At 67.2% G+C, this 19,457-nt stretch carries 18 protein-coding genes; 14 read left to right on the forward strand and 4 right to left on the reverse strand.

The window, feature by feature from the left end; genetic code table 11:
- Nucleotide 1: 1 nt before the first annotated feature.
- The gene (locus MRBLWH12_RS15320; RefSeq protein ID WP_363550477.1) at nucleotides 2-1,573 is read right to left on the reverse strand and encodes an SDR family oxidoreductase; all 1,572 of its coding nucleotides are present in this window, start codon (nucleotides 1,571-1,573) and stop codon (nucleotides 2-4) included.
- A gap of 195 nt (nucleotides 1,574-1,768) precedes the next feature.
- Between MRBLWH12_RS15320 and MRBLWH12_RS15325 the strand changes: the two genes are divergently transcribed.
- The 11 genes from MRBLWH12_RS15325 to MRBLWH12_RS15375 all read left to right on the forward strand — a co-directional run bounded on the left by MRBLWH12_RS15325 (nucleotide 1,769) and on the right by MRBLWH12_RS15375 (nucleotide 14,661).
- A complete protein-coding gene (locus MRBLWH12_RS15325; protein WP_363550480.1) occupies nucleotides 1,769-2,239 on the forward strand; it encodes an SRPBCC domain-containing protein in 471 nt (156 codons plus the stop codon).
- Complete coding sequence (locus MRBLWH12_RS15330; protein WP_363550483.1) at nucleotides 2,236-2,553, forward strand: ArsR/SmtB family transcription factor; 318 nt, start codon at nucleotides 2,236-2,238, stop codon at nucleotides 2,551-2,553. Before MRBLWH12_RS15325 ends, MRBLWH12_RS15330 begins: the two co-directional genes overlap by 4 nt.
- 242 nt (nucleotides 2,554-2,795) lie before the next feature.
- Nucleotides 2,796-6,278 (forward strand): SdrD B-like domain-containing protein, encoded by a 3,483-nt coding sequence (locus tag MRBLWH12_RS15335; RefSeq protein WP_363550486.1) that lies wholly within the window; start codon nucleotides 2,796-2,798, stop codon nucleotides 6,276-6,278.
- A gap of 194 nt (nucleotides 6,279-6,472) precedes the next feature.
- Nucleotides 6,473-7,252 (forward strand): DUF2520 domain-containing protein, encoded by a 780-nt coding sequence (locus tag MRBLWH12_RS15340; protein WP_363550488.1) that lies wholly within the window; start codon nucleotides 6,473-6,475, stop codon nucleotides 7,250-7,252.
- Nucleotides 7,249-8,100, forward strand: coding sequence for a pantoate--beta-alanine ligase (gene panC / locus MRBLWH12_RS15345; RefSeq protein ID WP_363550491.1), 852 nt, complete (start codon nucleotides 7,249-7,251; stop codon nucleotides 8,098-8,100). Before MRBLWH12_RS15340 ends, panC begins: the two co-directional genes overlap by 4 nt.
- Nucleotides 8,100-8,492 carry an aspartate 1-decarboxylase gene (gene panD / locus MRBLWH12_RS15350; protein ID WP_363550493.1) on the forward strand — a complete coding sequence of 131 codons (393 nt, stop codon included), beginning with the start codon at nucleotides 8,100-8,102 and terminating at the stop codon, nucleotides 8,490-8,492. The genes panC and panD overlap by 1 nt, the downstream gene beginning before the upstream one ends.
- Nucleotides 8,489-9,358: a 3-methyl-2-oxobutanoate hydroxymethyltransferase gene (panB, locus tag MRBLWH12_RS15355; RefSeq protein WP_363550495.1), complete on the forward strand. Its 870-nt coding sequence runs from the start codon at nucleotides 8,489-8,491 to the stop codon at nucleotides 9,356-9,358. The genes panD and panB overlap by 4 nt, the downstream gene beginning before the upstream one ends.
- A 216-nt stretch (nucleotides 9,359-9,574) precedes the next feature.
- Nucleotides 9,575-10,159 carry a PadR family transcriptional regulator gene (locus tag MRBLWH12_RS15360; protein ID WP_341976419.1) on the forward strand — a complete coding sequence of 195 codons (585 nt, stop codon included), beginning with the start codon at nucleotides 9,575-9,577 and terminating at the stop codon, nucleotides 10,157-10,159.
- 198 nt (nucleotides 10,160-10,357) lie between these two features.
- A complete protein-coding gene (locus tag MRBLWH12_RS15365; RefSeq protein WP_363551390.1) occupies nucleotides 10,358-12,073 on the forward strand; it encodes an ABC1 kinase family protein in 1,716 nt (571 codons plus the stop codon).
- Between the two features lie 92 nt (nucleotides 12,074-12,165).
- On the forward strand, nucleotides 12,166-12,735 hold the full coding sequence (locus tag MRBLWH12_RS15370; protein ID WP_363550497.1) for a sugar O-acetyltransferase: 570 nt from the start codon (nucleotides 12,166-12,168) through the stop codon (nucleotides 12,733-12,735).
- Between the two features lie 129 nt (nucleotides 12,736-12,864).
- Nucleotides 12,865-14,661, forward strand: coding sequence for a histidine-type phosphatase (locus tag MRBLWH12_RS15375; protein WP_363550499.1), 1,797 nt, complete (start codon nucleotides 12,865-12,867; stop codon nucleotides 14,659-14,661).
- Nucleotides 14,662-14,738: 77 nt separating this feature from the next.
- On the opposite strand, the gene MRBLWH12_RS15380 is transcribed toward MRBLWH12_RS15375, so the two are convergent.
- The 3 genes from MRBLWH12_RS15380 to MRBLWH12_RS15390 all read right to left on the reverse strand — a co-directional run bounded on the left by MRBLWH12_RS15380 (nucleotide 14,739) and on the right by MRBLWH12_RS15390 (nucleotide 17,351).
- Nucleotides 14,739-15,557 carry a M57 family metalloprotease gene (locus tag MRBLWH12_RS15380; protein WP_363550501.1) on the reverse strand — a complete coding sequence of 273 codons (819 nt, stop codon included), beginning with the start codon at nucleotides 15,555-15,557 and terminating at the stop codon, nucleotides 14,739-14,741.
- Between the two features lie 230 nt (nucleotides 15,558-15,787).
- Entirely contained in the window at nucleotides 15,788-16,834 is a 1,047-nt protein-coding gene (locus MRBLWH12_RS15385; protein ID WP_363550503.1) for a BtrH N-terminal domain-containing protein, read from the reverse strand.
- Nucleotides 16,827-17,351: a PadR family transcriptional regulator gene (locus MRBLWH12_RS15390; protein ID WP_363550505.1), complete on the reverse strand. Its 525-nt coding sequence runs from the start codon at nucleotides 17,349-17,351 to the stop codon at nucleotides 16,827-16,829. Before MRBLWH12_RS15390 ends, MRBLWH12_RS15385 begins: the two co-directional genes overlap by 8 nt.
- 130 nt (nucleotides 17,352-17,481) lie before the next feature.
- On the opposite strand from MRBLWH12_RS15390, the gene MRBLWH12_RS15395 reads away from it, so the two are divergent.
- The 3 genes from MRBLWH12_RS15395 (at nucleotide 17,482) to MRBLWH12_RS15405 (ending at nucleotide 19,416) form a co-directional block, all read left to right on the forward strand.
- Entirely contained in the window at nucleotides 17,482-17,946 is a 465-nt protein-coding gene (locus tag MRBLWH12_RS15395; RefSeq protein WP_363550508.1) for a GNAT family N-acetyltransferase, read from the forward strand.
- A gap of 116 nt (nucleotides 17,947-18,062) precedes the next feature.
- Complete coding sequence (locus MRBLWH12_RS15400; protein ID WP_363550510.1) at nucleotides 18,063-18,434, forward strand: ArsR/SmtB family transcription factor; 372 nt, start codon at nucleotides 18,063-18,065, stop codon at nucleotides 18,432-18,434.
- Nucleotide 18,435: 1 nt separating this feature from the next.
- Nucleotides 18,436-19,416 carry an SRPBCC family protein gene (locus MRBLWH12_RS15405; RefSeq protein ID WP_363550513.1) on the forward strand — a complete coding sequence of 327 codons (981 nt, stop codon included), beginning with the start codon at nucleotides 18,436-18,438 and terminating at the stop codon, nucleotides 19,414-19,416.
- Nucleotides 19,417-19,457: the final 41 nt, after the last annotated feature.

The following is a 19,457-nucleotide window of genomic DNA, read 5'->3' on the forward strand; positions in this document are numbered from 1 at the left end:
ATCACTTCGACAGATCAGCACCCTCCGCCGCCCCCACGATCCGCGCCGCCATCCCCGCGAAGATGAACCCGTGGAACGGCAGTACCGCGAGCCAGTAGAGGCGGCCGCCCAACCCGCGCGGAAAGAAGACCGCGCGCTGCTCATACCGAGCGCCGCCACCATCGGGCACCGCGCGCAGCTCGAGCCACGCCGATCCGGGCACTTTCATCTCGGCGCGCAACCGCAGCAGCCCGCCGCGTCGCTCTTCGGCCGTCGGCCCGGTTCCCGGAACCTCCACGGCCTCGACGCGCCAGAAGTCGATCGCATCGCCGACCCGCGCCATCGCCCGACTGCGGCGTCCGCGCTGCAATCCGATCCCGCCGACGAGCCGGTCCATCCAGCCGCGCACCGCCCACAGCAGCGGCGATGAGTACCAGCCGTTCTCGCCGCCGATCCCGACGATCACCCGCCACAGATCCTCAACGGATGCCGCCGTCTTCACCGACCGCACATCGGTGAAGACCGTGCGCCCTGCCCAGTCCGGATCGCTCGGCAGCGGGTCGCTCGGAGCGCCGGACACTTCGGAATCCTGCCAGCTCGTCTCCACACTGTCGGCGCCCACGCGTCCGAGCGCGAGCGACACCGCCCGACGGTAGGGGGTGAGGCCCCCGGAAGGCGGCGGGATCAACTCGTCGACGGCGCGATCCTTCACGACGCACTCGTTCTGCAGCGACGCGACGAGCGGGCGGGCGATCGACCGCGGCACCGGCGTCACCAGGTTCACCCAGTGCGATGCGAGCCCCGGCGTCAGCACGGGCAGCGCGGCGATGGCGCGCTGGGGGAGTCCGGCCTCGACCGCGTAGCCGTTCATCATCTGGCCGTAGCGCAGCACGTCGGGCCCGCCGATGTCGACGGCCCGATTCACCTCGGGATCGACACGGGCGGCACCGAGCAGATAGTGCAGCACGTCGCGCACGGCGATCGGCTGGATACGGTTGCGCACCCACTTCGGCGCCGGCATGTACGGCAGCACATCGGTGAGGTGCCGGATCATCTCGAACGACGCCGACCCCGAACCGATCACGACGCCTGCCTGGAGCACGAGCGTCGGCACTCCCGACTCGAGGAAGATCTCACCCACCCGCACGCGTGACTGCAGGTGCGGCGACAGCTTCACGTCATCGGGATGCAGGCCGCCGAGGTACACGATCCGGCCCACGCCCGCCTCGGCCGCCGCCGTCGCGATCGTATGCGCGGCGAGATCGTCGGCCTCCTCGAACCCCTTGCCGGCGCTCATCGAATGGATCAGATAGAAGACGACGTCGACATCGGCCATGGCCGTCGCGACAGCATCCGCATCGGCCGCCTCTCCCTCGACCACCTCGCACTCGGCGCCCCACGGAAATGACGCCACGCGCGCCGCGTCTCGCGCGAGCACCCGCACGCGGTATCCGGCCGACAGCAGGCGGGGCGTGAGCCGCCCGCCGATGTAGCCGGTCGCTCCCAGCACGAGTGCGCGCGGAGCGGATCCGTCTGGTCGGGGTGCAGCGCGAAGGGCGGGTTCGTGGCCGGTGGGCTGTGTGAGCTCGGTCATGCCCCGAGCGTATGAGGGATCTTCTCCCGCGCCAGGTCCCTTGCGGATAGGCGTGCTTGCGGGTACGGGGAGCCGTAACTCAGTGCAACTTGATGGTTGCAATAAGAGGGATGCTGTGCAACTCTGGAGTTGCAGATGGTCGACCGGCCGTCAAACACCCGCACGTAACGCTCGAAAGGATCCATCATGGTGAACATGACTGAAAACGAGGCATCCGTCGTCGATGAGAGCACCTTCTCGGTGCGCCGGACGATCCGCATCGCCGCCACTCCCGACAAGGTGTGGCAGGCCGTGACCGAGCCGGAGTACATCTCCCGCTGGTTCGGCCAGGCCGTGCTCGACGGTGCCGGCGTCGGTGCCACTGGCACGCTGACGTTCCCCGAATACGGGTCGATCCCGCTGCGGATCGAAGCACGTGAAGAGCCGACCCTCATCGCCTACCGTTGGGGCAACGACGACGCGCTCGGCGGCCCGACCGCCGACCTCGAGGGTGGCTCTACCGTCTTCACCTTCACGCTCGAAGCGGTCGAGGGCGGCACGCAGCTGACCGTCGTCGAGACCGGCTTCGACCGCACCTCCGACCCGATCGCGAACCTCGAGAGCCACCGCACCGGATGGGACGAAGAGCTCGACAAGCTCGTCGCCCTGCTCGAAGGTGCCTCGTGACCACAGGCACCCTGGTTCCGATGTTCGCGGCACTCGGCGACGAGACCCGGTGGAGCATCCTGGCGGCGCTCGGCGAGGGGGATGCTTCGGCATCCGCCCTTGCCGGGCGCCTCCCGGTCACCCGCCAGGCCATCGCGAAGCACCTCGCAGTGCTGCAGGAAGTCGGTCTGGTCGAGCCCGTTCGCGTCGGCCGGGAGGTGCGGTTCCGGGTGATCGGCGCCGAACTCAGTGCGACCGCGCAGAAGCTCGACAGGATCGGCCGTGACTGGGATCGCCGTCTCGCCGCGATCAAGGAGATCGCGGAAGGTCTGTAGGCGGCGTCGCAGGGGTGCGGAGCGCACGCTTCGGACCCGGGTTGGAAACGCTCCCATCAATTTCCGAGAACCGCGTAATGAACGCGATCCATCAGCGTCTCTCTCAGTGCAGGGGATTGTCCCCCGCCTGGTCATCCATGCCCTGAGCCGGGGTTGATGATCGGGCGCCGCGATTGCGGTGTTGACGCAGGGACGCGTGTTTTCACACGTGTCCCTTTTTGTTGTTCTCTGGGGAGAATTTGATGTCTGAGTACATCGCGCCGCACTCGCGCGCGCGCACTTTCATGCACTGGTTGGCCGGAATCCTGGTCGCTTTGCTCGCTGTTGGGGGCCTCAGTACCCCGGCGTTCGCCGCGGGTGGCAAGGTCACCGTGATCCCGGTCGAATCCGGTAGCAGTCACAATGGCTCGCCCGTCCTCACCGAGGGAGGGACCTACGCGTTCCAGGTGGGCTACGGCAGCATGGATGACGGTGCCGTGGCCACCATCACGCTTCCGGAGGGGATCACGATCCCCGACGCCGCGCTGGTCGTGTCGGGCGGCAACACCGCCGTCGAATCACTCGTGGTCAACGATGCGGGTCAGCTCATCGTCACCTTCAAGGACCCGTTCCCCACCGATGTGAACCAGGGCGTCCTCGACCTGAGCTTCACCGTCGACGAGGTCGAGAACTCCGAGGTGCGCGACCTGGTCTGGAACGTGGATGGCGAAACCACCACTCAGCGCGTCATCGTGACCGAGCCGGGCAACACCCCGCAGGAGACCGGCACCTGGTCGAACAAGACGGTCGGCTGGGCCTCTATCCCGCACACGGTCGTCAACGGCGAGGTCGTCATCGACCCGAGCGTGCTCGACATCGAACTCGCCTACACGGTCACCGTGTCGAGCAAGGATGCCCGCGACGTCACCGTCAGCGACACCCTCGGCGCGAACCTCGCGTTCGTCGACGGCTCGCTCGCCGGCACCAAGGTCGTACGCGATGCCGACGACCTCAACCCGGTCAGTACCGCCCTCGACGGCCTCCCGGTGATCTCGGGCACGAGCTTCACTCATTCGTTCGCAGCCGAGGCGAACTCGGTCTACGCCTTCACCTACAAGGCCACCATCGCGGATGCCGCGGCACTCGATGATGTGCGCGCCCAGCTGCAGCAGGCCTACGACGGTGTCGACAAGGTCAACGGCGGAGGCTACTCCGTCTCGCTCACCAACCAGGTCGACGTCAACGGTCAGAAGCACTCCGCGACCACGACGATCCGGGGCAACGTTCAGGGGCAGCAGCGCCCCGGCACCGGAACCGCGTTCGGCAAGAGCGTCGACCCGTCATCCGTCGCGCTCGACAAGCCCCTCGCAGCCGGGGCCACCCTCGGTGAGGGCATCGAGGTCACCTACACGCTTCGCGCCGACCTGACCGTCTTCGCCGACTTCGCCGACGGCCCGTTCGCGCTGTCGCGCAACGTCGTCATCCTCGACGCGCTGCCGGCCGAAGCATCCTGGAACACCGACGCCGACACCTTCCTCGTCGTCACCGACCAGAACGGCGACGAGATCACCCTGACTCCGGCAGACGGACTCTCGGGAGACATCAGGACCACGATCGCCGCAGACGAGTACGTGCACACCTACGTCATCGACGGGCAGAACCTGTTCATCAACGTCGGCCAGGATGTCACCAAGACGTACACGCTGAAGGCCGAGGCGACCATCGACTCGCTGCCGCAGAACGCCAGCCACGAGACGCAGTACGAGACCCAGTACCGGGTCGACAACAGTGCCTTCTTCGAATACGCCGACGGACGGTACGAGTGGAAGGGTGCATCCACGACGATCACCGCCCCCAAAGACACCACAGGGGGCGTCGACGACCCGCAGCGGTTCGACAAGTCCACCGCAGGCGGCACCATCACGGCGACGAGCGGCACGTCCATCACCGTCCCGTACACGTTCACGATCGGTCGGGATGTCGGAGATGCGGCGTCCTCGCGCATCATCGATGTCGTCGACCACTCCGTCTTCGACGTGACCGAGGAGACGCTGCCGGCGATCCGGGCATCCATCACCGGGATGTACGAGTGGAACTACCCGCTCGACGGCGACACGTTCGACCTGTCGCTCGATGCCGACGGCAATCTCGTGATCGCCCCCAACGCGGCGTTCCCGAAGGATGCCGCGTGGGGCGCCTCTGCGGCAGAGCCTCTGACGGGCACATGGACGATCACACTCAAGCTGCCGACGCACGTGCTGCAGGGCAAGCAGACCATCGAGATCGCCAATACCGCGCGCTACGAGGGCGAGGGGCAGGAGATCGTCTACACGTCGAGCTCCAGCACGAAGGCCACCAGCTTCGGTAACGAGATGGAGGTCCGCAAGCGCGTCTACGACGCGGCGAACGACGCCTTCACCGGAAACCTTCGGGTCAAGACGGATGCGGAGGGAAACCTCGCACAGAGCGAATTCGTCTACCGCGTCGAGCTGATGCCGCATGGCACGTTCACCAACATGGTCGAAGACGTCGTCGACTTCCTGCCCGCGGGTGTGGAGTTCGTCGGATTCGTCGCACCGGGTGACATCGCATCCGGCCAGACCGTCGACGGCGCGAGCTACATGGTGCCCGGCTCGGCCATCACGGCCGTCTACGACGCGGATACGGACACCGTCACCGTCGAGAAGGGTCGACTGGTCAGCGGTGAGACGCTCGCGGTCTACTTCAAGGTTCGACTCGTCGACTACAAGGCGAACGTCGGTGTCACCAACATGATCGGGGCCGTCGGCGCCACGATCACCCCGACCAACGACTACCCGCTGAGCCTGCTCAAGCGCGACAGCACGGATGCCGCCAAGCTGATCACCGACTCCGGCGCGCGGTTCTCCGTGTTGGCGGACGACCAGCAGACCGTGGTGCTGAGTGACCTGCGCGTCGTCGACGGCAAGATCGTGACCGCCGAGGGGAAGACGCCGGTCGTCGCCGAGATCGGAACCTACTGGCTGCGCGAGGATGTCGCTCCGACCGGCTACGAGAAGACCGACCAGTTGAGCCCCATCACGGTCGAGGTGAGCGGAGCATCCGAGGACGTCGTGCTCTTCAACACCCCGGGCGAGACCGTCGAACCGGACAAGACGTACGCCATCGGCGACGTCGTCTGGATCGACGCAGACAAGGACGGCCGGCAGGATGATTCCGAGCAGGTGCTGCCAGGTGTCACGGTCGAGCTGATCAAGGACGGCGGGGTCATCGCGACCACGACGACCGACGATCGCGGCCGCTACGTGTTCGACGAGCTGCCTGCAGGTGAGTACGAGGTCACGTTCACGCTGACCGAGACGCAGCAGAAGGTCTACGTCTTCACGCAGCAGGATGCCGGCTCGGACGACGCGATCGATTCGGACGCCGACCCGTCGACCGGAATCACCCAGACGATCGTGCTGGGGGATGACAACATCCATCTCACGCATGACTACGAGTGGTTCGACGTTCGCGCGACAGAGGGCATCGATCCCACCTGGGATGCGGGTGTGATCGTTCGCGAGCCGGTGGAGCCTGTTGATCCGGTTGATCCGGTTGAGCCGGTCGACCCGGTGGTGCCCGTTGACCCGGCTCATCCCGGCACTCCCGGGGTGAACGAGCTGCCGCAGACCGGTGGCGCGCTTCCGCTCGGCATTGCAGGGGTCGCGCTGCTTCTGATGCTGTCTGGCGCCGCGATGTTCGCCTGGCGCCGCCGCACCGCCTAGCAACCGCACCGAGAGGGCGCGGGTCGGATTCGCTCCGGCCCGCGCCCTTTCGCGCGCTTCGGCCTGAAATGCAGAATGACAATTTATGTCTTGTACTGTTGACCAAAATGTAAAGCTCATTGCGAGCCAGAGTGTGCACATTTCTGTATGATTTGTCCCGTGGCCTCGCAACGCAGGATACTCGTCGCACACCGATGAGCACACTCGCCCCCTCCCTCGCGCCTGCAACGACCGTCGCCGTCCTCGGTGCCGGTCGCCTCGGCGGCGTACTCGCGCGGGCTCTCCGTGCGGCGGACATCGAGGTGTACGGGCCGATCCGGCGCGAGGAGCGGATCCCCGACGTCGACATCGCCCTGCTCTGTGTTCCTGACTCGGCGATCGCCGACGCCGCTCTCGCGGCGCGGCCGCACGCCGGTCTCATTGGCCATGTCTCCGGAGCGACGCCGCTCGACGACGTGGACTTCAGCCTGCACCCGCTGCAGACCTTCACGGGTGCCGAGGCGCCGGACGTGTTCCGCGGCGTCGGCTGCGCTGTCGATGGGCGTACCGACGAGGCGCTGGCCGCGGCCAGCGCGCTTACAGAGATGCTCGGCGCCCGTCCGTTCCGTGTCGAGGACAGCGGACGTGCGGGCTACCACGCCTCCGCGTCTCTCGCCTCGAACCTCGTGCTCGCCGTGCTCGACGCCGCCGAGCAGGTTGCGAACGCATCCGGCATCCCGGCGAGCGACGCCAGGATGCTGCTCGCTCCGCTCGTCCGCCGGAGCATCGAGAACTGGGCCGATGCCGGCGCAGCGGGGGCTCTCACCGGCCCGATCGCCCGGGGCGACGAAGCGACCGTGGATCGCCAGCGCGCCGCCATCGCCGAGACGCAGCCTGAGTTGCTCGCACTGTTCGACGAACTGTGCGACCGCACGCGCGTCATCGCCGCCAGCCGCGACGCCGTCGCCGTCCGTGAAGAGGAGCACCGGGCATGAGGATCATCCGCACGATCGCCGAGATACGCGACGCCGTCCGCGTCGCGCGCGACACCGGCGCATCCGTCGGGCTGGTGCCGACCATGGGCGCGTTCCACGAGGGGCACCTCTCGCTCATGCGGCGTGCGCGCGAAGCATCCGACCTCGTCGTCGTCTCGCTCTTCGTGAACCCGACCCAGTTCGGTGCCAACGAAGACCTCGGCGCCTACCCGCGCGACGAAGCAGGCGACGCCGCTCTCGCTGAGGCGGAGGGCGCCGACATCCTCTTCGCTCCTGCCGTCGAAGAGGTCTATCCCGACGGCTTCGCCACGACGATCCACGTCGCGGGCCTCACCGAGGTGCTCGACGGCGCCAGCCGTGGAACGCACCACTTCGACGGTGTCGCCACGGTCGTCACGAAGCTGTTCGGCATCGTGCGGCCCGACGTCGCCTACTTCGGGCAGAAGGATGCGCAGCAGGTGCTCGTCGTGCGTCGTGTCGTGCGTGACCTCGACCTCGACGTGCGCATCGAAGCGTGCCCGATCGTGCGCGAGGCCGACGGGCTCGCCATGAGCTCGCGCAACGTCTACCTCGACCCGGCCGCGCGGCAGCAGGCGGCCGCGCTCAATCGGGCGCTCGATGCGGCATCCGCTCTGTATCAGCAGGGCGAGCGCCAGAGCGAGCCGATTCTGGATGCCGCGCGCCGCGTGCTCGCCGACGCGGGCATCAGCCCTGAATACCTCGAGTTACGCGACGCCGACGATCTGCACGAGATCACCCGTGTCGAGAACGATGCCCTCCTCGCCGTCGCCGCTCGCGTCGGCGCCGCACGACTGATCGACAACCACATCTTGAGAGGGGACGCCTGATGCGTCGCGTCATGCTGAAGTCGAAGATCCACCGCGCCACGATCACCGGCAGCGACCTGAACTACGTCGGCTCGATCACGATCGACCCCGACCTGCTCGAGGCCGCCGACATCCTCGCGCACGAGCAGGTCCACGTGCTCGACGTCGACAACGGTGCCCGCTTCGAGACGTACACGATCGCCGGCGCGCGCGGCTCGGGCGTGATGCAGGTCAACGGTGCCGCGGCCCGGCTCGTGCACTCCGGCGACACGATCATCGTCGTCTCCTACGGCGACTACTCGCCGGAAGATCTCGAGACCTACGAGCCTGTCGTCGTGCACGTCGACCGCGGCAACGCGATCATCCAGGTCGACGCCGCGGTCGATCAGCTCCTGACGGCCGGTCGGGCATGAGCGCCCACGCCGCTCCGAAGAAGCGCATCACTCTCGGCGACCTCGCGGCGAAGAAGGCAGCGGGCGAGCCGATCGTGATGGTCACCGCCTACGACTACCCGAGTGCGCAGATCGTCGATGCCGCCGGCGTCGACGTCGTGCTCGTCGGCGACTCGGCTGCGATGACCGTTCTCGGATACGACAGCACCGTGCCGGTCACGGTCGACGAGATGATCATGCTGACCGCCGCGGTGCGGCGCGGCTTGCAGGCACCGTTGCTCATCGCGGATCTGCCCTTCGGCTCGTACGAGGCCTCTGATGCCATCGCCGTCGCGACAGCCCAGCGCTTCGTCAAGGAGACCGGCTGCGACCTGGTGAAGATCGAGCGCGGCGGCACCTCGGTCGATCGGGCCAGGGCGATCGTCGCGGCTGGCATCCCGGTGGTGGGGCACGTCGGCTTGACCCCGCAGACCGCCACCTCGCTCGGCGGCTATCGCGCACAGGGCCGCACGGCCGAGGAGGCGCTGCGCCTGCGCGACAGCGCCGTCGCGCTGCAGGAGGCCGGATGCTCCGCGATTGTCCTCGAGGCGATTCCGAGTGACGTGACCGCGGCGATCATGCCGCTCATGGAGATCCCGGTGATCGGGATCGGCGCCGGTGCCGCCACCGACGGCCAGGTGCTCGTGTTCCACGACCTGCTCGGCATCTACGACGGCGGCGCGGCTCGCTTCGTGAAGCGATATGCCGACCTGCGCACGGCCGCTATCGCCGGCGTCGAGCAGTACACCGCCGAGGTGCGCGAAGGCGTGTACCCGGCGCCGGAGCACGGGTACGGAATGCCGGCGGCCGAGGTTGAACGGATGCAGGAGCTGCTGGCGGGGCGGTAGCCGGCAGCATCCGCCTGCCTGGCCGTGCGCCTGTCTCGGCCTTGTGCGCTTGCCTCGGCCGTATTCCCGGATTCTGGCCGAGGGAAGCGTACTTCTCCGAGGCAGGCGCCCGGGCCGTGTGACTTCCCTCCCGATCGACCCGAGAGATTCAAAGCCCATCTCCAGGGTGAGCGATATATCGTTGAGTATCGTTCGAACCACTCACGGGAGGTCACCATGAACAACTCATTCCCCTCGAACCCGTTCGGCGGGTCGGGATTCGGCGGCGCCGGCGGTCCGGCATCCGCTCTCTTCGAAGCCATGGACCAGCTGCGCAAGACATTCGATCAGCGGCCCGGCGGCGGCTCCCGCATGGCCCGCGGCGATGTGCGCACGGCAGTGCTCACGCTCCTCGCCGAGAAGCCGATGCACGGCTACCAGATCATCAACGAGATCGCCGAGCGCAGCGGTGGATCGTGGAAGCCCAGCGCCGGCTCGGTCTACCCGACGCTGCAGCTGCTCGCCGACGAGGGACTCATCGAGGCGGAGGAGCAGAACGGTCGCAAGACCTACTCGCTCACCGAAGCCGGCCGCGCGGTCGCGGATGAGTCGAGCGACACCCCGGCACCCTGGGTGTCGTCGGCGGAGAAGGACGGCGGGCGCGACAGCGCTCGCTTCAGCGCACTGCCCAAGGCGGGCGTCGATCTCGCCGCTGCCGCCGCGCAGATCGGCCGAAGCGGAAGCCCGGAGCAGGTACAGCAGGCGATCGAGGTGCTCGACGAGGCCCGCCGTAGGCTGTACTCGATCCTCGCTCAGGACTGATCGGGGATGGCGGAGTCAGGTTCCCGCGTTGAGGACCGGCGAGCAGGGGGTGGGTCGATGACGGATGCCGCAGGCATGCCCGAGCCTTCCCAGTCGCTGAGCGAGCAGGTCCCCGGCGGCCGGGATGACACCCGGCTTCCGGCAGGGGAGGCGCGTCCGGCCCCGGCGGCCGCCGATCCGCCGCGTTCGATTCCCGGCATGCCGGCCCCTCGCCGCATTTCTGCCGGCTCGCTGCCGCCGGCATCCGCCCACCGCGCCCGCTATCGCCGCATCCTCTCGTTCGCGGCCCGCGAGTTCATCAAGATCTGGTGGTTCGAGCTCGTGCTGCCGCGCTTCGGCCTGAGCTCGGTGTCCGAGCGCACTCGCCCGGCGCGGATGCAGCGCTTCGCGCGGCGCTTCCACACGCTCGCCGTGAGTCTCGGGGGCTTGATGATCAAGGTCGGGCAGTTCATGTCCTCCCGGCTCGATGTGCTCCCGCCGGAGATCACCGCCGAGCTCGAGGGTCTGCAGGACGAGGTGCCCGCGGTGCCGTTCGCGGCCATCAAGCAGCTCGCTGAGGCCGAGCTGGGCGTGCCGCTGGAGCGTGCCTACGCCTGGTTCGACGAGGTGCCGGTCGCTGCGGCATCCCTCGGTCAGGTGCACCGTGCCCGGCTCTCCGCCCTCGACGCCGCCGACACCGGGCTCGGGAACGTCGTCGTGAAGGTGCAGCGCCCCGGCATCGACGAGATCGTCGCGGTCGACCTCGCCGCGCTCCGTCGGGTGGCCGGCTGGCTGCGGCGGGTGCGCATCGTCGCCGACCGGGTCGACGCCCCCGCCCTCGTCGAGGAGTTCGCGCAGACGAGCCGCGAAGAGATCGACTACCTGCACGAGGCGGCCAACGCCGAGCGGTTCGCCGCGAACTTCGCCGACGATCCGCGCGTCGACACTCCCCAGCTCGTCTGGGAGCGGATCACCCGCCGGGTGCTCACGCTGTCGGATGTCACGGCGATCAAGATCAACGACAAGACGGCACTGCGTGCGGCCGGCATCGACCCGTCCGAGGTGGCCGACGTGTTCGCCGAGGTCATGTTCGATCAGGTGTTCACGCACAGCTTCGTGCACGCCGATCCGCACCCGGGGAACATCTTCGTGACACCGGTTCCAGAGGCCGCCCCGGGCGCCCAGAACTTCCGACTGACGTTCATCGATTTCGGCATGATGGCCGAGGTCGCACCGAACCTGCGCGACGGCCTGCGCACGCTCCTCATCGCGGTCGCTGGACGCGACAGCAAGGGGCTCGTCGTGGCCGCACGCGAGATCGGCGTGCTGCTGCCGTCGGCCGACACCGTCGAACTCGAGCGCGCCCTCACCGCGCTGTTCGCCCGCTTCGGCGGCATGGGATTCGCCGAGCTGAGCAAGGTGGACCCGCGCGAGTTCAGCGACTTCGCCGATGAGTTCGGCGACATGGTGCGCTCGCTCCCGCTGCAGCTTCCGGAGAACATGCTGCTGCTCATCCGTGCGGTGTCGCTGACGTCAGGCATGTGCAGCGGCCTCAATCCGGCGTTCAACGTCTGGGATGCGGCCGAGCCGTACGCCGGGCGACTACTGCGCGACGAGAGCGGCAACCTGGCCATGACATTGGCGCAACAGGCGATGGAGACTGTCGCCGTCACGATGCGTCTCCCGAAGCGGATCGACGATGTCATCACGCGCATCGACGACGGCACGGTGTCGTTCGACACGTCGCGGCTCGAACGACGGCTGGATTCGCTCGTGCGCATCGGGCGTCGTGCTGTTGCGGCCGTGCTCTTCGCCGGGATGCTGGTCGGTGGCGGCGTCCTTCTCACACCCAATCCCGTTCTCGGTACGGTGCTCATCGCGGCATCCGCCGTGCCGCTGCTGTACGCGATGTTCGCCGGCATCGGGCGGCGCTGAGGGGCGGATGCTCGCGTCGGCAGTCATCCGCTTCCCATGGGAGCGATCCGCTCGCGTAGTCTGACCGGACGGTTGACGGATGAGAGGCCTCCATGGAACTCCGAGATCTTCTGGACGCGCTGAACGCGGGCGAGTCCATCCTGGGCGATTCGCCTCTGCATGCGGTGATGCTCCAGACGAGTCAGAACGCGATGCGCATCACGGGTGAGCTGAACAGCGGCTACCACGAGCCCGCTCGCGTGCGCGAACTGCTTTCCGAGCTGACGGGGCGACCGGTCGACGAGACGGTCACCGTGTTCCCGCCGTTCACGGCCGACTTCGGCAAGAACATCACCTTCGGCAGGCGCATCTTCATCAACGCGGGCTGCACTTTCCAGGATCAGGGCGGTGTGACCATCGGCGATGACTCTCTGATCGGCCACAACGTCGTGATCGCCACGCTCAACCACGACCTCGCGCCGAACAGGCGAGGCGACATGCATCCGCGTCCGGTGGTGATCGGTCGCAATGTCTGGGTCGGCTCCAATGCCACGATTCTCCCGGGTGTGACCATCGGCGATGACGCGGTCATCGGAGCGGCATCCGTCGTGACCAAGGACGTTCCCGCCGGGTCGGTCGCTGTCGGGTCGCCGGCCCGGGTGGTGCGCTCGGTTACAGAGTGACGCGAATCGGGCGGATGCTCGCGGCGTGAGATGACGATCGGTCGCCTGCGCGCCACATTCTGTTCATTCGCGCCCGGTATCTCTATCCCTCGGCCCGAACGTCCGCGGCCCTGCTCATCGGAGATCGCCGTGATTCCCCAGCCCCACCCGCCCCGCTCACGAACGATCGCCTCCGCGGCCGTCGCATTCGGTGTCGTCGCCGCGCTCGCCTTCGCTGCTCCCGCGCACGCCGAGGAGCAGTCATCCGACGACGGCTTCTACAGCAGCAAGCAGCCCTACATCGCCCCGACGCAGGCCGACATCGACGCCTATCAGGCGGCTCCCGCCGGATATGCGCCGATCGCCACGGAGTCCGTCGCCCGGCACGGATCGCGCGGACTCTCCGGATACAAGTACGACGCTCTCCTGCACCTCGTCGCAGCGACGGCCGAGGCCGAGAACGGGTTCCTCACACCCGAGATCGGCGCGCAGTTCGTCGCCAACCTCGACGCCATCACCGCAGCGAATGTCGAGAACGGCTACGGCATGCTGACCGGTCAGGGTGAGACTCAGCACCAGGGCATCGGCGCGCGCGCCTTCGAACGCAACACGGGTCTCTTCGCGGATGCCGCTGTCGGCGGCGATCGCATCATCGCCGAGACCTCGGGCGAAGCGCGGGCGACCGAGTCGGGAGAGAACTTCCTGCTCGGCTTCGGTGACGCGGGGGCGGATGCCGGAGCATCCGCCCCTGACCTCGCCGTGCCGCTGGAACCGCGCCCCGACCTGCTCTACTTCCACAAGGTCGAGAACCCCGACGGCACGGACAAGGCGGAGGGCAGCCCCGAGCGCGAGCGCGCGGAGGCGTACGAGGCGTACATCGAAGCCCAGACCGATGACGGCGGCACCATCGCCGCTGCGACGGACTACATCGAAGACCTGCCACGCTCGGTGGAGGTCGCCGAAGACCTGCTGTCCGGAATCTTCACGCCCGAGTTCATCGCCGCGATCGGCACGGATGATGCGCACATCTGGTTCAACACCGTGGATGGCACAGAACACGGTGCCGTCGCCTGCGCACCCGGCGCGGACCCGGCGGCCGACCCCGACGCCTGCGGCGACCCGGAGAAGTCGATCGAGAGCACCGTCGACGCGGCGATGACGCTGTACAACCTGTACATCATCGCCGTCGACATGGCCGAGGAGAACGTCGAGCCCCACACTTTCGACTTCAACGCCTACTTCGAGGGCCACGAGGCGGATGCCGAATGGTTCGCCTATCTCCTCGACTCCGAGGACTTCTACGAGAAGGGTCCGAGCCTCGCCGGCCACACCGAGACCTTCGCCATCGCCCAGCCGCTGCTCGACGACTTCTTCGCGACGATCGACGCGCGCGTCGCAGGTGGTGACGTGGCCGCGACCTTCCGCTTCGCGCATGCCGAGACGATCGTTCCCTTCGCTGCCCTGCTGGGGCTGCCCGGCTCGACCGTCGCCGCGCCCGACAATGCCGCACCGGCTTCCGCCGCCGACATCTACGACTACGCGACGAACCCGTGGCGCGGTGCCGAGGTGACGCCGATGGGAGCGAACGTGCAGTGGGATGTCGTGGCCCGCGAGGGTATCGATCCGGCGACGGGGACCGCCTTCACCCCGCTCGTGCGGATGCTCTACAACGAGCGCGAGATCGCTTTCGCCGAGGGCTGCCGTCCGGTCGCCGACGGCTCGCACTGGGTCAAGCTCACCGAGCTCAAGCGCTGCCTCACGGGGGTGGCGATGGCCGAGAGCCCGCTGATCGGGGACACGACTCCGATCGATGACACCGTGCCGGGGTCGGAGCTCGCCGCGACGGGTGTCGAAATGGATGCGTTCACCGGGGGGATCGGTGTGCTTCTGCTCACCGCCGGTGCCGCTGCGCTGGTGGTCGCGCGCCGGAAGGTGGCTCGGGCGTAGCCGGCAGCATCGTCAGAGACGGACGCTGGGCCCGGTCGAGAACGACCGGGCCCAGCGGATTCTGCGGTGAGGGGGTCTCAGCCGCCGTAGAGGCTGACGACACCGGTGCGGTCGGCGCTCGTCATCGACAGGTCGTCGGACGTGCCGTTGCACTGCGGGTAGTGCATGATCGACGACGAGTCGTACGGCGTCAGCGGACGCCAGTTGGTGTCCTCGAAGCACGTGCCCGATTCGGGGCGGGTGTGCTCGTGGCGGAAGCCGAGAACGTGGCCGAGCTCGTGGCCGAGGATGTTCGTCGGCGTCCACGAGCCGGAGGACCAGATCGAGTCGTCGATGAGCACGTTCTGCTGACGGTCCGCGGTGCTCGGGAAGAACGCGCGAGCGATGTACTGCGACGTCTGCACGGGCTCGACCGAGAACACGACCGACTTGTTGCGCGTGGTGCAGTTGCCGTCAGCGCTGCCGACGTACACGAAGTTGATCCTCGGGGATGCGGACTCCCAGAGCGCCGCACCGCTGGCCATCGCGCTCACGACATCGGCGTGACGCGTGCCGAACTTCGTACTGACGCAGTAGGTGAGATTGCTCACCTGCGAGGCCGACCACTTGTCGTCGATGCCGCCCACCGTGTTGACGATGAGGCCGTCGGTCGGTGTCTCGGGGCCGATGAGAAGGTCGTAGAACTCCCGCAACTCCCCTCGATCCGAGAGGACTTCGTCGCCGTTGACGATGTAGCTGCCGTCGATGTCTCGGTAGGTCGACGCCGCGAACTCCTGGAAGGAGGGAACGTCGGCGTCGTCATCGACCGAGGTCGCGCCGGCAGCGGGGATGACCGCGCCGATGGTGAGTACGGCTGCCGCGGTGGCGGCGAGCGCGAGTTTTCTCGTGAGTCGCATACAATGATCCTTTTTGATCTGAGCGATTCTGCTCGTCTGGTCGGCGAGCAGGCCGTGGAAGGTCGGGATCGGCTTCTTTGCCTCATCGACGCGTCCAAGCTCGCTCAAGGTATTGGCGTCGCTTCGGCGAGGTCAAGACTCCTCGTGGCGCGCCGAGCACTTTCTGCACTCAGGTCAGAATTCCGCGAGGTGTGGGCTGGCCGAAGGTGTCTGTTCTGCCTCGACGTACGTCAGGCTTTCTCCAGCGAGGCGAGTGACGTCATCGCCGCGGTCTCGATCGCTGCGATCTCTCGGAGCACTTCGGCCGCCTCGGTCAGGTGGTCCGCATCGCCCGCGCTGCCGGCGCGGGCGATCAGTTCTGAGACGCGTGTCCAGAGCAGAGCGGATTCCGCGAACCGGGCTGCGCCCTCACCGATGATGTCCGCGTGGGATCTGTGTTCGACGAGTTCCACGCTCTCGGTCAGGAAGTCCCGATACAGGTTTCGGAACAGCGCTCCTCCTGTGCCCGCCCGCTCCATCAGCATCGCGATGACGGGGAGATCACGAGCAGGGTCAGCGACTCGGTCGAACCACAGCGGAATGCGCTTCGCCGTCGTGAGGATGCCCCGGTTGCCGATGTTGGCAATCGGGGGTGCGAGGAACTCCTTCGCGCAGGCAGTGATCGCAGGGGCGATCGATTCGCGGATCCGCTCGGGCCGTGTCGCTGCGACGGGCACGTCAACGGTGAAGGCGCGGTGGTGCGCTGACATCGGCCCGCGTGCTGCTCGAGCCCGCGCCAGGCTCTCCAAGCTCGTCGAGACCTCGCCACCCTGCTGGGCCGTGTCGACGAGGTAAGCCGTGTCATCGTCGTACCCGTACATGGCGACGACGTGGCCGGCGAAATGCACCCGGGATCCGAAGTACTCCAGATCGTGGCTGTCGAGCTGCAGGCCGACGGGGATGCCGCGGTCGATCGTCATGCGCAGGTGATCCCATGCCTTCCGTGCCGAGGTCGTCTCCTCCGCACGCAAGGTCACTCCCAGGCGGGATGTCAGGGCCTGGGTGAGCGCGAACGGCTTGACCCGTCCGCCGAGGAACGGCAGGGCCTGCTGCTTGGAATCCCAATAGATGAACGACAGTCCTGCGCCCAGGCCGAACAGCATCGGCTCGGACAGCGAGAGTCCGGCATGCGTCAGGAGAACGCCGAGCGCCGTTGTCTCGCAATGCAATCCGCCGGAGGTGGGGATGCCGTCGATGACCTGCCTGGCACTGCTCGTTCGAGGCCGTGATTCATTCATGGGGCACCTGGACTCGCGTCGCGAGCCACGCCCTTTCTGCCTGGAGGAGGCTCAGCGAGTAGGAGAAGACTTCGCGGGCGGCGTGAGGGAGTGGGGCCTGAGAGTGCTCGGCGGCCGTGACGGCGCTGATCCGCGCATCGATCCAGGTCAGGCGTCGTTGCAGGGCGTCGAGGTAGTCCTTGTCGGAGATCAGCGGCAGGTTGGCGAGCCCGACGAGCATGGGATGCGCGACGGTTCGCTGGTCGGCGATGCATGCGACGGCGCCTTCTTCGGCGGCCTGCAGCCCGGCGGCGGTGGCGTGGAACACCCGCTTGGACTTGGCGCTGGTCTGCGTGTCGTCGGATGCGATGAGTCCTCGACCTTCGAGCTTCGTGAGCACGTAGTAGATCGACGAGAAGCCGATCTCTGCCCAGCGGCGGATCCCGCGCTGTTCGATCACCTGTTCGAGGTCGTAGCCGTGCCTCGGCTGCTCTGCGATGAGACCGAGGATCGTCAGTTCGGTCGGGGTGAGGGTCATGAGGGCTATTCTAGCGCTAGAATATCGAGATTTGTCGACTCGCTCGAAGGTGGGGCGCGAGCTCATCGTTCGCGGCACGTCATCCCCGGCGGCTGGCGTCTTGGACGCCGTGGCGTGCATAGTGAGAATCGTGAGTGATTTGCACATACGGGAGGCGCGGCCCGAGGAGCATGAAGAGATCTCAGCGTTGGCTCTGCGCTCGAAGGGTCACTGGGGGTATTCAGCCGAGTTTCTTGAAGCGTGCCGAGCTGAGTTGACTTTCGATGCGACGGTCTGTGGGTCAGGGCTGATGTGGGTCGTGGAGCAAGACGGTACGGTTCTTGGCTTCAGCCTTCTGAAAGGTGACCCGAACGACGGCGAACTATCGGCGTTGTTCATTGATCCGTCTGCGATCGGCACCGGCTGCGGCCGAATGCTGCTCGAGCACACGCTGCACGCCGCGCGGGCCGCAGGGTTCACGCGCCTGGAACTCGACGCTGATCCAGGCGCGGAGTCGTTCTATCTGCGCTTTGGCGCTCGACGGATTGGTGCCTCGCCTAGTGGTTCCATTCCCGGCCGCGAGCTTCCCCGACTGGCAATCGCCCTCGCTGAATAGCTGGGAGTCACCTCAATCGGCCCGCGTGCCGCGCAATGCGTGTTTGTCTCACCTCAACCCGCTCCCGCCGAAGAACCTCTTGACACGGCATCCGCTCCGTCGTAACCTACAACCAAATGGTTGTACAAAGAGAACTCAGCGAAGCGGAGATCGACCGTGTGTTCCACGCATTGGCGGCCTCGACCCGACGGGACATCCTCCGCCGGACGATCGAGCGAGAGCAGTCGGTGTCGACCCTCGCGGTCGACTACGAGATGTCGTTCGCGGCGGTGCAGAAGCACGTGGCCGTGCTCGAAGCAGCGAATCTCATCGTCAAGCGCGCCGAAGGACGCGAGCGGCTCGTCCGCGCGAATCCCGAGATGATCGCCCGAGCCAAAGCGCTCCTCGCCCGCTACGAAGAGCTCTGGCGGGCGCGTATTGCCCGCCTTGACGATCTGCTGGCCGAACCGCCGGCATCCCCCATCGCACGAACCGAACAAGGAGAGTGAAATGCCTGTCACCGATGTCACCACCGACACCGAGAACCTGACCATGACGGTCACGGCGGATTTCGCAGCACCCGTCGAGCGGGTCTGGAGCGCCTACAGCGACCCGCGCCAGCTCGAGCGCTTCTGGGGTCCTCCCGGATGGCCGGCGACGTTCACCTCCTGGGACCACACGGTCGGCGGCCGCGCGAACTACACGATGAACGGGCCCCGGGGCGAGCGCTCCTCGGCGTCGTGGGAGTTCCTCGCGATCGAGGCGCCGAGCCGTTTCGAGGTGATCGACACCTTCGCCGACGAAGAAGGCAAGCCGCTCGCGGACTTCCCCGCAACGCGCATGACGTTCGACTTCGAGCCGACTGCTGAGGGCACCCGCATGGTCTCGACGAGCCACTTCCCCTCTGTCGAAGCGATCGAACAGCTCGTCGGCATGGGCATGGTCGAGGGTCTGAAGATGTCGATGGCTCAGCTCGACACCGTACTGCAGGACCTCCGCGACTACGCGCAGGGCAAGGGCACCCGGGTCGAGCTGCTCGACGACACCCACGTGCGCATCACGCGTCTCGTCGATGGTCCGCGTGAGCTGGTCTGGCGCGCGTTCAACGAGGAGGAGCTGATGCGCAGGTGGATGCTCGGGCCGGACGGATGGGAGATGACCGAGTGCGTCATCGGTACCGAGCCGGGCCAGAGCTACCGCAATTCCTGGGCACCCGTGGGCGACACCGAGGGGCAGCCCTTCGGGTTCGAAGGTGAAGTACTGCTCATCGACGCCCCGCGCCGGGCCGTCACGACCGAGCGGATGCAGGGCATGGCGAGCCCCGAGACGCTGAACGACCTCAACCTCTACGAGGAGGACGGCGCGACGCTCATCACCGCCCTCATCGAGTACCCCGACAAGGAGACGCGCGACATGATCCTCGCCACCGGCATGGCCGACGGCATGGAGGCCTCGTACGCTCGCCTCGAGCGGGAGCTGCTTACGGTCTGACCGTTCACAACTCCTCAGAATCCGGCCGGTTCCCTCGGGAA

The sequence above is a fragment of the Microbacterium sp. LWH12-1.2 genome, from assembly GCF_040675825.1.
Classification (GTDB): domain Bacteria; phylum Actinomycetota; class Actinomycetes; order Actinomycetales; family Microbacteriaceae; genus Microbacterium.

Excerpts from the sequence above, each read along its gene's own strand:
- MRBLWH12_RS15390 (WP_363550505.1), bottom strand. The coding sequence starts at position 17,351 with ATGACCCTCACCCCGACCGAACTGACGATCCTCGGTCTCATCGCAGAG.
- MRBLWH12_RS15385 (WP_363550503.1), bottom strand. The coding sequence starts at position 16,834 with ATGAATGAATCACGGCCTCGAACGAGCAGTGCCAGGCAGGTCATCGAC.
- MRBLWH12_RS15360 (WP_341976419.1), top strand. The coding sequence starts at position 9,575 with ATGAACAACTCATTCCCCTCGAACCCGTTCGGCGGGTCGGGATTCGGC.
- panC (WP_363550491.1), top strand. The coding sequence starts at position 7,249 with ATGAGGATCATCCGCACGATCGCCGAGATACGCGACGCCGTCCGCGTC.
- MRBLWH12_RS15320 (WP_363550477.1), bottom strand. The coding sequence starts at position 1,573 with ATGACCGAGCTCACACAGCCCACCGGCCACGAACCCGCCCTTCGCGCT.
- MRBLWH12_RS15370 (WP_363550497.1), top strand. The coding sequence starts at position 12,166 with ATGGAACTCCGAGATCTTCTGGACGCGCTGAACGCGGGCGAGTCCATC.
- panB (WP_363550495.1), top strand. The coding sequence starts at position 8,489 with ATGAGCGCCCACGCCGCTCCGAAGAAGCGCATCACTCTCGGCGACCTC.
- MRBLWH12_RS15365 (WP_363551390.1), top strand. The coding sequence starts at position 10,358 with ATGCCGGCCCCTCGCCGCATTTCTGCCGGCTCGCTGCCGCCGGCATCC.
- MRBLWH12_RS15380 (WP_363550501.1), bottom strand. The coding sequence starts at position 15,557 with ATGCGACTCACGAGAAAACTCGCGCTCGCCGCCACCGCGGCAGCCGTA.
- MRBLWH12_RS15400 (WP_363550510.1), top strand. The coding sequence starts at position 18,063 with ATGGTTGTACAAAGAGAACTCAGCGAAGCGGAGATCGACCGTGTGTTC.
- MRBLWH12_RS15335 (WP_363550486.1), top strand. The coding sequence starts at position 2,796 with ATGTCTGAGTACATCGCGCCGCACTCGCGCGCGCGCACTTTCATGCAC.
- MRBLWH12_RS15325 (WP_363550480.1), top strand. The coding sequence starts at position 1,769 with ATGACTGAAAACGAGGCATCCGTCGTCGATGAGAGCACCTTCTCGGTG.
- MRBLWH12_RS15405 (WP_363550513.1), top strand. The coding sequence starts at position 18,436 with ATGCCTGTCACCGATGTCACCACCGACACCGAGAACCTGACCATGACG.
- MRBLWH12_RS15340 (WP_363550488.1), top strand. The coding sequence starts at position 6,473 with ATGAGCACACTCGCCCCCTCCCTCGCGCCTGCAACGACCGTCGCCGTC.
- panD (WP_363550493.1), top strand. The coding sequence starts at position 8,100 with ATGCGTCGCGTCATGCTGAAGTCGAAGATCCACCGCGCCACGATCACC.